Origin of the sequence: Rhizobacter sp. (assembly GCA_021153565.1) — a bacterium.
In the GTDB taxonomy this organism is placed as follows: Bacteria; Pseudomonadota; Gammaproteobacteria; order Burkholderiales; family Burkholderiaceae_C; genus Albitalea.
In genome coordinates, this window is sequence record JAJKJU010000307.1 from 1 (window position 1) to 10920 (window position 10920).

The following is a 10920-nucleotide window of genomic DNA, read 5'->3' on the forward strand; positions in this document are numbered from 1 at the left end:
CGGCGGAGCATGACGCCGGTGGCTTCGCGCAGGCGCTGGTCGGTCATGACGTAGCGGTGCGTCGAGGTCCACCACGCGCGGTACAGCGCATAGAAGACGGGAAGGACCAGCCAGAACGTCAGGGCGCACACGACGAACGTGCACGCGTTGGTGACCTGGCCTTCGGAGGCCGACCACAGGACGCCCGTCTCGTCGCGGAACTGTCCGCCCGGGCCGGCGAGGTCGATGCGGTTGTCGGTTTGAGGTGCTTGCACGTGTTCTCCCTGGCTCACTGCCGATGCGCAGTTTGTCCAGGGAGGTGCGATGTGTCAGACGAAACCCCGAGGCAAATTCCACCGGGTTTTCGCTTGACTGGCAGAGTCAAATGCAATAGGCCTTCTTGCGGGCGGCATGTGCAGCCCGCCCCCCTTCGGACCCGAGACCGTGATTTCGTCGCCGCGCTACGAACGACCGGAACCGCTGCACACTTGCCATGGGCCGCGTATGCACGAACGTCAGGGACGGGGCGGCCTCGACCGCTCGGGCGTTGAATGCCACGGCGCTCAATGTGCCATAGCGCTCCCCCAATATTGGGCGGCAGATATGCGCCGCAGACCTGCCGTTCGGCGCCGTCGGCTGGCCGATCCTTGACGGCCATCTGCTGACGTTCAAGCCGACCGACCGAACAGCAGGACCAGACTGTCTGCCGTCGTTCACGTTTGACCGGCGACTGACAGCGGCTGCCGAGACCTGACGTTCACTGCATCCCGGCGCGGCTGTCCGCTGGACTCCTGAACCTGACGCCGGGACGCTTGAGCTCCTGGTGCACCACACCGAAGTCAGGGGCGCGCTGGTGGCTGCCGCGGGGCAGCGCCGGGCGGTAGCCGGGCCTCCAGGCCTTCATCGCTGAGGGTCTCGGCCGTGTCCCAGTCCACGCCGGCCACTCTGGCCAGCGACACGTACTTGCCCACTGCGCTCTTGGAGATCTTGAGCGCACGGGCGACCTCGCTGTAGCTCAGCCCCGCCTGCAAGTGCAGGCGCAATGTCTCTCGGATTTGTCGCATCGTGACTCTGTTGGTTGGCATCGGCTCGGACCGCAAAAAGCGGTGAGCCTGAGGCCGGTCAGAAAATCACTTGCGCGCCACCCCCGTCGTCCACTATCACGCTGAAACGGCGTCCACGATCAGCCTGAAATGCCGTCCACGATGGGTCGCTATGCAAAGCTTTGCATAGCGACCCCAAGCTGAACTTCGGGCAACCGAATCGCTCGGCGCAAAGCGGACTCTCATGCTCTACGGGACGGATCGATGGTGCCCGCGCGGTCTGCCGCTACGACGACCAAGGCGCGAAGAACTCGACCCTGAAGTTCGACCTTGTGCCGACAAGTTGCGTTCATCGCCCTACGATTTTCGCTCAGGAAAAGACCTTGCCTCACGTCCGAACACATCTAGCTGCGCTCGCAGCTCTGTCCCCGCATCCTCTGGGAAGCGACGAAGGTCCTCGGCGATCAGAGAGAGGTACCGATTCCCATTGAACTCGCGAGAGACGAGCCTCAAGATTCGTTGCGGATCTCCGGCTCTTACCGCAATGAGCAGCAAGTCTCCGGGCGGCCAGGACGATTGCATGAACGCCTGAACCAAGCTCCTCCGAGCCGTCTTGCATCGATCCCAATCCTGAAAGAAGAGCATTTGGAATAGGCCCGCCGGCTCGTTCCCTGCCTTCAGTTGCTCATAAACAATGGGGAACGCGGCTACGACGAGTGAACTCAACGGCTCACTTGTGTGCCGAAACGCGTATGGCAACACAGCCATAGCGGCCGACGTCTGGGCATTTCGGCTGACAGACCCGGCTTCGGACAACAAGGTGGCCCATGACTCAGCGGCCAAACGACTGAGACCGTCCCCGCGTCGACTAACTAGGCGATCCGTGAGAACTTCAATGCGTGCAAGAACGCCCAGCCGGAGATCGCCCTGGGTGCCGCAAAGCATCGAGATGTTTTCGCTGATCCGGTTCCATCCGGCATTGCCTTGCGTGGCAGCCAGTACGACATCATTCGGATAGGCATTCGTCGGCAAACTCCCGATCACTTCGCGCAGGCGTTCCTTGCTCGAAGTATCGCCCTCCGAAAGCCCACGGAGGAGCATCGCGTTGGCGATTTCGGTTCGATGGGGCTCTGACATGAACGGAAGCACTTCCTGCCCAAGAGCGATGAGTTGCTCAACACTCGTTTGCCCCACGAGCAGAATACGACCTATCTGGACTGCTGCACGGTTCGACCCTTGTCGCAGAGCGTCAAAGACGAGGTCTGTTGCAGCGGTTTGGCGTGAAATCGCCTGGATCGACGCATCATCGGCTTCCTCTAGGAGCAAGGTCAACACTTCGACAGCCCGCGCGATTGGCACACGTTGCTGCGTAAGCAGCCATCGCAACTCGTCGACGCTGAGTCGCAACGTGCTCACTAGGAACCTGTTCGCCTCTTTAGTCCCCTCCACGCACAGGATGGCGTCTCGGATCGCACAAATGGTGGCCTCTCCGCTCGCAGCGCGCAGAAACGCCGAATCGAACGCTGCCACTTCAAAGCGTGTGTGAGACCAAATCTTCACCACAGCATCAGTCAGCGATGCCGGCGTGGTGTGAGCAAGCAGCGCTTGCAGCAGCGGAGCCTGTGCCGAGTTGTCAAGGAACGGAAGGAGGTTCCTTCGCATGCGCGCTCGGAGGACTGCGTCCTTGGTCCCCAGCAAACGCACGATGCGCCGCACCCATCCATCCGAAGCTAGGGCGTTCACCGATCGAGCGATCAGCCCAGAGAACTTTCGGCTGTACGCGAGTACGCGCAACAATGTCTGATCGCCGACCGCAGAAACAGAGTCAGAGATCGCCGACAGTCCCGCCGTCGCGAGTCCGTTGCCGACTCCTGCGGCAATCACAGCAGGGAGCAGATATGAATCGTCTTGGCGTTGTGAAAGGAACTCAATTGCTGTCTCAGGCTCCGCCATTGTCAGCAAGAAGGCGGCATCCTTCACATGTCGGATGATGGTCCGCGGCGGCAAAAGTTGCGCGAACTTTCCGAGCAGCGCATTCAGAAACGTCCAGGCCTCCATCGGTGCGAGACTTGACCCAGCCATCTGGATGCTGCGCTCCAGCAATGGAGTCAACTCATTCGAGACTTCCTCGAATGCGGTTCCTTGCGAGCTGAGGATGTCCAGCAGCCCAAGGGCAGCCGTCGGTGAGCTTGTGGACTTCTCGACGAGCTCGTTCCATAGCAACGACAGCCGCAACACGGTCTCATCACCGCGACGATCGGCCTTAAGCACTCCGAGCGCGTCAATCGCGACAAGGCTCGGCTCGGCTGCTTCAAAGATCTGCCTTGCAGTTGCTTCAGTCCATCGGTGACGCACCGGCGGCGAGGTGCCGAATTCAATCTTTCGCCCAGCCCAATCGGAAAAGCGTGATCGCGCAGTTTTCGGCGCGAAGAGCAAGTCGAACGGCCGCGTTTCAAACAATGGACGCGAAGATAACGCGAACGTGCAGATCGCAAACGTGCGCCGCAGGCCCGGCCAAAGCGCGGAAAGCAATCTCAAAGAGAGCAGTTCGGCATGCCGTGTCTCGAACATCACCATTGGTTGGCGGTTCTCGAGGAACAACGCCTCGACCAGCTCCCCTGCACGTCGTTCGAAGACAGGGGGAAGAACAGTGTGCGTGGGCTGTACACGTCGCGACTCGGCACGGCCATGCTCACGATCTATCGGAAGTAGAAGTCGAACAAAGTCAGCCGGCGCGGGAGCTGCTTCCCAAGTGGCCGTTGGGACTAGGAGACTTCTTGTGAGAACACATCCCGCACGCGGGGCCTGGTGGTCCTGCCACGTCCGCGCCAGTACGTAGTACTTCCCGCTTGGCAGAGGGTACGCGGTGAGATAGGGCTCAAACGTCTCGCCGGGGCGGAGCGGTCCCGACATGTCGGACAGTCTGTCAATAATGTCCTGGTCAGATCGATCCAAATGGACCGACGACGCAAGCAATTCATGGCCGTAGCGATAGCCATGTTCTTGCTGTTCGACCAGGTTGGCTTTCATCCACCTTGCTGCCGTTCAATGAGCCACGCCACCGGAGACGTGAGATCCGAATCCGTGTGAAGCTTCTTCTCATCGTGAACAACACAGTACCCAGCGCTCTGCAGGTCGCCAGCGCTTAGGAATTTGTCCTTGAACACTGGGTCATCGAAGTCGCCACCAACCACGCTTACACCAAACACCCGGACATCGAGCTTGGCCATATCCTGAAGTCGCCCAGCAAAGAGCGGGTACTCCCGTTGCAAGTAGGCCAGCGGGCCCGCGTTTCTTCGCTGGCGGTCCAATTGATCCCATGCAGTGACGACGACCGCGACGCGAGGTCGTGTCCTTTCGCCGGCAGGCCGAAGGGTGTGCTCCAAGAACCGCAGCAGTTCACACAGAACCACTTGGGTAGGAAGCGCCGCGTCTTCCTTCCCGGGTTCGTGGATCTTGAGAAGCTTCTCCGCATTGATCCAATCGAGGGGCTGAACGTTGTGCTCCGACAGCACACGCACGAAGAGCAGAGCCCCGACCGATTGCTTCAACTGGTCCATCCACTCTTGTGGAATTTCAAACGTCTCGACGGCCAACTTCCACAACTCACCGGAAACATCCGGGACCACGAGGTCAAACAGCGTGCCATCCTGCCCATCTTCCGAGCGAACAACGGGAACGACAAAGTCGCGGCGACTCACACCGATCATCTTTTCCGATCGCGGTGCGAATTCCCCCTGCATGAGATGAGCCACGGTGTCTTCGACGTACTCAATATCGGTTGGAACATCAGGGGCGAGAAGACGACCCTTTCGAGCCCGAAGCGCCGTCCACAAGCGCCCGATGTAGTTCGTCTTGCCAGAATCTGGCACGCCTACCAGGACTATCGAACTCGGGGTCATGCAGTCTCTCCGAAGTCACGCAATCGTAGAACGGCGCGATCACCGGTGCGCTTCTGGTCATCGGCCCAAAAGTTGCGGAGGGGTGGGCCGTTGCTGCACGCCGCCTCGCGGATCAGGTCGGAGATGCCGGCGCCAGCAGCTACACCCTCTCGGTCGGCGAATGAGGCGACGTGACGAATCGTCATTTCGATGCCCTGCGCCGAAGCCTCAGCATGCAGTCGTTCAATCGTCTCGTTCGGCGGCGTGCCCAGATCGAGACGGGTGATGACGAGTGTCACCGGAGGAACCGAAGGGGCCAGCAGCTTCGATATGCGTTGCATCATCAATCCAACTCGATGGATTGCACGCATGCGCGTTTGCTGCTCGATCAGGTTCTGACCATCGATCATCAGCCAGATCACATCCGCAGATTTCAAGAAATCGAGCCGATCGACACGATTGTTGTCAATCAACGATGTCGTCCATTCGCCGGGTAGATCGGGAAGAAGAAGATCAAATGGTTCGTCCGCGTCAACGCTTCGCAGACGCAAATGCAAGTATCCGGCCGTCCGCTCATCTGCAAGTTCTGTATGGCTTGTCATCTGCTCGGGTGGCTTGCCCGCGTTCCAGCGCCTCGCCCCTCTCGAAATCTCCTCGAACGCTATGAGTGTCCGACTGTCGCAGAATTCGAACCCATCCAAGCGCGCATGGCTGACCAATAGATATAGGCTGACCAGCGACGCAGTTTTTCCAGCATCTGGCGCGCCAAGGATTCCGACGATGCGGCAATAGTTTCGGCCGGTGAGCTTCTCCAGATCGGAGGGGGACAGTGTCAAGCTGGAGGGGAATTTCGGCTTAGCTTTCGGTGCCTGAAGCACGGTCTCCAGACTTGCCATGATATCAACCGAGGCGCCGACAATCGCTTCGCGTTCCGGGCACGTCGCCGCATCGTTGTTGAGAAGACATATTCCGGTCTGAGCGACTGTGCATTCCTGACGACGGCAGGCTCGTTCCATCATCAGGTCCCTGTGTCGTCGAACAAGACGAATAGGATCGACGCCTCGAGCAGAGCGCGCGATCCCCAGTCGCGCAATGGACGCTTTTCCTTGGCACCGGGAGCAGTGGGCTTTCCAGTCTGAATCGCGGTCAGCAACGGAAAGACGCCCGAGCAACTGGAGAGCACCTCGTTGGCAGCCAGCGGGATGGCCAGCCGTTCTCGCCGCCCATCCAACGCTTTCAGTAGTTCCGCGAGATTCAACGGCGGACCTTCTGCGTGAATGCTCCGCAGTGCAAGAGATCTATGAGCATTTGCCGGAAGTTTCCGAAGGAGTCGGCCCAACTCCAATCCGCTCGTGACGGCGGCGACTTCAGGCGGCAAGGTAGAGACACGATCACCCAACAATTCGCTCCAGTCACCCAAAGCCCACCAGAGAAGGTCCAACTCTTCGCGATCCAAAATTGCGTTCGCTCTAAGTGCTGCAATGGTGGACTCGGTTCCTGGTTTGAACGCCCTATTGAAGGCGGCGACGTCGCCGCCTTCCGAAAACGCAACGTTGAAGTTTGGGACCTTTGTGCGCTTCCGCGCACCTTCCGCAGATGCCAGTGTCAGTGCACTGGTTACCTCAGACAGTTCGACGCGCAGCGCTTCGATCTTCACCTCAGGACGCGATGGCTGAAAGGCAAGAGCCGACCACAATCCGGCAGCGAGCACGTCGGTGACACGCAACGTCGCACCCGAATTCGGTTTGGCAGCCTTCAGCAGTTCCAACAAACCAAGCAGGACGCAAACGATGATCTCGAGGTCGTGTCCAGCACGCACGAAGGCAGTGCTATGTTTCTTGATTGAGGCCTCCACTTCCTCGGCAAGTCGCTCATCGAGCTTGGCCTTGGGAAGGGCGGCCGTAGCAGCACCATTGGCAAGTTGCAGAAGGTTCGCAACGGTCGTTTTCTTGCCAAACCTCTCAGTGAGTTCTGCTATAGCGGCGGTACGCTTTTCGACGAAATCGTCGGTAGGTGCGGCGTTGAAAATTCGAACGTACGTCGCGATATCAGCCATCTTGATTGTTCTCCTCGTTTCCGGACTGGGCTTCGATTTCGTTCAATGCGGCTTCCAGCTGGTCCAGCCTCCCAGCCTTTTGCAGGTTTTCGAGCATGTGACTCTCGGCACTGTGGGTCAGCGCCTGTCCCCAATCGGAGGGCAAGGCGTTGAGCCGTACGAGTACGCTCACACGCTGGGCAGCGGTAAGGTCCCGAAAGAAGCGCAGCCTCAAGAGCGAGTACTTGGCTGGCACCGACGGCTCCGTCCTTTCTTCCAGAACGCCTTCCTCGTGAACGATCGGAATGATGACTGGCGAAGCAGATGGTAGAGCCGATTGCCCCGCAGTCGATGCCGCAATTTCCTTTACCCCCGCGCCATCTCGAAAGTTTGGGCATCCCAACGTGATCCTGCGCTGCGAGCCGCCCAAGCGCTTGTCATCGGCCTGGAAATCTTTCGCGTCTTCATCCCAGGCTCGTGGATGAACGGTCACAACGAGCCCGTCGGTCACAGGGTCCCATTCGAACTGCAGGATGTTGTAGGTGTAGGTGTACTCGTCGGTCACGGTAGGGGGCACCATCGCACCGGCTGCGAGCAGCATCAAGTCGCACCCGTCACGCACTCGCTCGACGCGTACAGAAGGGGAATGTTCGTGCCCCGACACAAAGACCCGTGCGCGCGCGATCACGAATCTGCGTGCGTCCTCGGAATCTTGCAGCCACTTAAGAGGGTGATGAGCGATGACCACCAACTCCTCCCCCGCCGTCTTCGGAAGCACTCTTTGGCGGGCGCCCAAAAGAAGGCTTCCTTCTTCGTCCTTGCGCGAGCAGATCAGAGCGGTGTTGAGGCCGATGAAGCGCAAGAAGCGGGCTGGTGCCAGCTCAACAGTCCGTTCACCGGCACGGCCCCCCGTCATGTCCAACGGCGAGTTGTAGGCTTGAGCAAACGGCTCATACCCACAGAACCTGCGGTTGAGCAGATCGCGATCGGGTGCCGAACCCAAGAATCGATCCAACTCCGTCTCCCCCTTCGCCGCGACCTCCCGAAGCATCCACGAGGTCGCATGTGAAATCTCGTCCCGATCGATATCGTGATTACCGGGTACGAGTTGGATGTCTGTGATCGCGCAGCCGGCCGCTTGCGCAACCCTGTCAAGCCAGGCTCCCGCTGCGGCGTACTCGGGCGCCTTGCCTCCGTAGGCAATGTCACCGGACACAATCACGCCGCTGGCGAATCCGCCGGGGAGTTGATTGGCTTGTCTCGCAACGTCTTCAATCAATCGCTCTTTGACGTCGTCGTGGATGTAGAGGGATCCATCCTTCTCTTGGCCGAAGTGAATGTCAGAGAGATGGACGAAAGCGATTGACATGTGCCTCTTGACCGTGGGTGGCATCGCGACCTGAGATCCGTTTGTTTGCCGCCGATCATATCTGGGTGATCCCACGAAAGGCGCACCTTCGTGGACGCCCGACCCTATCGGGCCGGCAGCGTTGGCGCAGGGTGATCGCTGCAGTCCGACTTGGAGGGCTGCAACTCAAGCAGCCGTTCGCGTAGGCCTGCAGTTGGCCGGCACCGTGAATTCGCCAAGGTCGCTGAAAGCTGCCCCGGGGCCGACGACACCGCGACATCGAAGGACACTCACCGGCACACCTGTGGCCTCACAGTCCTGGCCAGAAGCGATCCGTCGCCCTTGCAAGCCGTGCGGCTGCTTGAGTTTAGGTTTGTCTGACACCTGCCCTCACGACGGTGTCCTGCGCGACGCTGTGCTGACACCGGGCAGGTGTCAGACAAACCTAAACTGCACCCGCCCATTCCTCAAGCAGAAAGCGAGGAACGAAGTGATGGTGCACATGCGATGACATCGCTGGTCACTCTACCCCTTCACAGCGCACCAACTTTGAAGCCTGAGTCGCTCAATAGTCTACAAGTCCACTGACACGGCCGGCAACGCGGACATCGTCATGGAGGAAGCTTTTCGGCCAGCTTGAAAAGCAACTGTCGACCAGCAGCGGTCAGTTGATCACCGGACGTGTGTAGCCGGATCATCGCCAACACCCGAAGGTCGCTTCGAGATTTCGGATAGGCCTTGGCTCGCTGTCGGGCGGGGAAGCGCCGTCATGCATGACTTGACCGTCAAAAGGTTCGCGGGTCAACGGGGTTCAATCCCCCAAGGCCTTCAAAATATCTGTCGTTTCCGGCCAGGCGAGGGTCTCTGCCACAACGGCAGACACGGCTCTCATCACACTATCGTCCGAGCGGAACAGTCCCGCGATCAGATCTGCATCGGAAGGCTTTCCGGTTGTAAGCGCATTGAGCAATGCCCGAGCTACTGCCTCGCCCGTAACAGTTCGCGCGCTGACCTTACCGGCGTAAGCGAAAGACTGTTTGCTGAATCTACGGGGGAGCATCCCGGCGAGAGCACTCTTTACACGGTGCGACAACTTACCGTCCTCCGTCACCAGTGACTTCGCAAGCGAGGAAAGCTTCAGACTGCGGGCTGCAGCGGTAGCAATGAACCGTGCGCCTCCGTGGCCCTCACTCAAATCATTCTCTGGGCATGACTTGGGCGACTCTTTGTGCACCGAACACATGTCCGGATGGTGCTTTACAAAATCCACTCTTGCAGCGTCCTTGAGCGGCAAATCGGCCTCGATCATAAATTCAAGGCAGTGAGTGTTGTTGAAGTAGTGCGCATCGTTCGTAACGTCGTACCACCACGGCCCGTCCCGCTTCTTGGGGTCATAGGCATTCAACATCGTGCTGCGATCCTTGGCTGTGATGAGGATTCGACACGCAGCAGGACTGTAGTCCGTCATTGCCTCCACCCAGTAATAGTTCTTGTCGCGAATGAGCTTGGCGAAATCGTACGTGAACGCAATGTTGCCGTAACGAAATCCGTTCCCCCAATGGTTCGGCGACAGCCAAACTACCAGTACGCGCGCGGTGTTCAACTTCGAAGCATCAGATATCAGGTTTTGTCTGATCTTCTTGTCGGCAACAATCCTCAACGCATGGTCGACGTGACCAACGTGACTGACCTTATCAAAAGGCCGGCATGTCTGCGCCGACCAGTTAGGTTGACTCGATGTTTGTCCCACCTTGTAGCTTTCCCATTCCTCTTTCGCCACGGGGGCTCCTTTCGTCTCTTGGCCGAAGGTCGTATCGTCACGGCCGCGTTGAGAGGTCCACATCAACCTCGGGCTGGTGCGCGCCCGCCGAGCATGCGCACATAGCGACCATGGCGCGTAGACCACGAAGTTAACCAGTCACATCGAACGCTGAGTGTCGCCGACTTGCCGGCGGCCAAGATTGCGAAGTGCGATCAATGCCTAACAGCAGTCGTCATTGAGCCTTTCACTGTCAACTTGCGCTCTTACGCTTGCCGGTTCCGTGAACGCTTCCTGGTCCCTCCTCGTTTGGCCAGCTGTCCCCGTTCCGAAATTCGGTAGCGTCCGATCGGCGCGGCGCAACAATCACACATGCGAGCGATCCGTGCCACTCGGTGCGTCGGGGTGATGAGCCAGATCTTCAAGATCCTCGATCTTGCGTACCCGAAGGACGTGCAGCGATTCGGTGACGTATCGAGGAGGCGATTGAGCCACGGCTTCGGCGCCTAGAGTCTAGGACAACCGATCCTGAAAACGCTGCGCCTTGCCTTGCCACTTGCCAGATGAGGTTTTGGGTTGCGCGAGGGTAGCATCGCAAGGCTTGCGTTTGCTACGGGCTAGTGCGAGCATCTGTCGATGTCAATTTGAGCATGCGGAGGTGGCGGATGACGCGCATCGTGGCTGTTCACGGCATCGCACAGCAGGGCAAGGGGCCGAAGATCTTGCGTGACGAGTGGTTCTCGTCTCTTGAGGATGGCCTCAGAGGCTGAGAGTATTTCGATATTCAACTCAAGTGCGCCGTTGAGTGACCACTTGACGATGAGTTGTTGCCAGAAATTGGTGAGGTTTTCGCTCGATTCGAAGCCAACTGCCCG

9 protein-coding genes and 2 pseudogenes are annotated in these 10920 nt (G+C 59.1%); 1 reads left to right on the forward strand and 10 read right to left on the reverse strand.

What is annotated here, in order from left to right; genetic code table 11:
- The 9 genes and pseudogenes from AC30NL_RS19355 to AC30NL_RS19395 all read right to left on the reverse strand — a co-directional run.
- Positions 1 to 254, reverse strand: a pseudogene (locus AC30NL_RS19355) (hypothetical protein); the annotation flags it as partial.
- 564 nt (positions 255 to 818) lie between these two features.
- A complete protein-coding gene (locus AC30NL_RS19360; protein ID WP_489465621.1) occupies positions 819 to 1043 on the reverse strand; it encodes a hypothetical protein in 225 nt (74 codons plus the stop codon).
- Positions 1044 to 1379: 336 nt separating this feature from the next.
- Positions 1380 to 3623 (reverse strand): hypothetical protein, encoded by a 2244-nt coding sequence (locus AC30NL_RS19365; protein ID WP_489465629.1) that lies wholly within the window; start codon positions 3621 to 3623, stop codon positions 1380 to 1382.
- A 123-nt stretch (positions 3624 to 3746) separates the two neighbouring features.
- A pseudogene (locus AC30NL_RS19370) lies at positions 3747 to 4052 on the reverse strand (GAP1-N1 domain-containing protein); the annotation flags it as partial.
- On the reverse strand, positions 4049 to 4924 hold the full coding sequence (locus AC30NL_RS19375; RefSeq protein ID WP_489465622.1) for a TRAFAC clade GTPase domain-containing protein: 876 nt from the start codon (positions 4922 to 4924) through the stop codon (positions 4049 to 4051). The pseudogene AC30NL_RS19370 and the gene AC30NL_RS19375, both read right to left, overlap by 4 nt.
- Entirely contained in the window at positions 4921 to 5922 is a 1002-nt protein-coding gene (locus AC30NL_RS19380) for a TRAFAC clade GTPase domain-containing protein (RefSeq protein ID WP_489465623.1), read from the reverse strand. The genes AC30NL_RS19375 and AC30NL_RS19380 overlap by 4 nt, the downstream gene beginning before the upstream one ends.
- The gene (locus AC30NL_RS19385) at positions 5922 to 6959 is read right to left on the reverse strand and encodes a GTPase-associated system all-helical protein GASH (RefSeq protein WP_489465624.1); all 1038 of its coding nucleotides are present in this window, start codon (positions 6957 to 6959) and stop codon (positions 5922 to 5924) included. The genes AC30NL_RS19380 and AC30NL_RS19385 overlap by 1 nt, the downstream gene beginning before the upstream one ends.
- A complete protein-coding gene (locus AC30NL_RS19390; RefSeq protein WP_489465625.1) occupies positions 6952 to 8307 on the reverse strand; it encodes a metallophosphoesterase in 1356 nt (451 codons plus the stop codon). The genes AC30NL_RS19385 and AC30NL_RS19390 overlap by 8 nt, the downstream gene beginning before the upstream one ends.
- A 790-nt stretch (positions 8308 to 9097) precedes the next feature.
- Positions 9098 to 10066, reverse strand: a complete 969-nt coding sequence (locus tag AC30NL_RS19395) for a hypothetical protein (protein ID WP_489465626.1) — start codon at positions 10064 to 10066, stop codon at positions 9098 to 9100.
- A 351-nt stretch (positions 10067 to 10417) separates the two neighbouring features.
- On the opposite strand from AC30NL_RS19395, the gene AC30NL_RS19400 reads away from it, so the two are divergent.
- On the forward strand, positions 10418 to 10555 hold the full coding sequence (locus AC30NL_RS19400) for a hypothetical protein (protein WP_489465627.1): 138 nt from the start codon (positions 10418 to 10420) through the stop codon (positions 10553 to 10555).
- A gap of 107 nt (positions 10556 to 10662) precedes the next feature.
- Here AC30NL_RS19400 and AC30NL_RS19405 read toward each other — a convergent pair.
- Positions 10663 to 10920, reverse strand: a 258-nt coding sequence (locus AC30NL_RS19405) for a hypothetical protein (protein WP_489465628.1), incomplete at its 5' end; no start/stop codon positions are given.

Bases quoted from the DNA above. Each gene is read 5' to 3' on its own strand.
- AC30NL_RS19360 (WP_489465621.1), bottom strand. From the start codon at position 1,043: ATGCGACAAATCCGAGAGACATTGCGCCTGCACTTGCAGGCGGGGCTG.
- AC30NL_RS19375 (WP_489465622.1), bottom strand. From the start codon at position 4,924: ATGACCCCGAGTTCGATAGTCCTGGTAGGCGTGCCAGATTCTGGCAAG.
- AC30NL_RS19380 (WP_489465623.1), bottom strand. From the start codon at position 5,922: ATGATGGAACGAGCCTGCCGTCGTCAGGAATGCACAGTCGCTCAGACC.
- AC30NL_RS19385 (WP_489465624.1), bottom strand. From the start codon at position 6,959: ATGGCTGATATCGCGACGTACGTTCGAATTTTCAACGCCGCACCTACC.
- AC30NL_RS19390 (WP_489465625.1), bottom strand. From the start codon at position 8,307: ATGTCAATCGCTTTCGTCCATCTCTCTGACATTCACTTCGGCCAAGAG.
- AC30NL_RS19400 (WP_489465627.1), top strand. From the start codon at position 10,418: ATGCGAGCGATCCGTGCCACTCGGTGCGTCGGGGTGATGAGCCAGATC.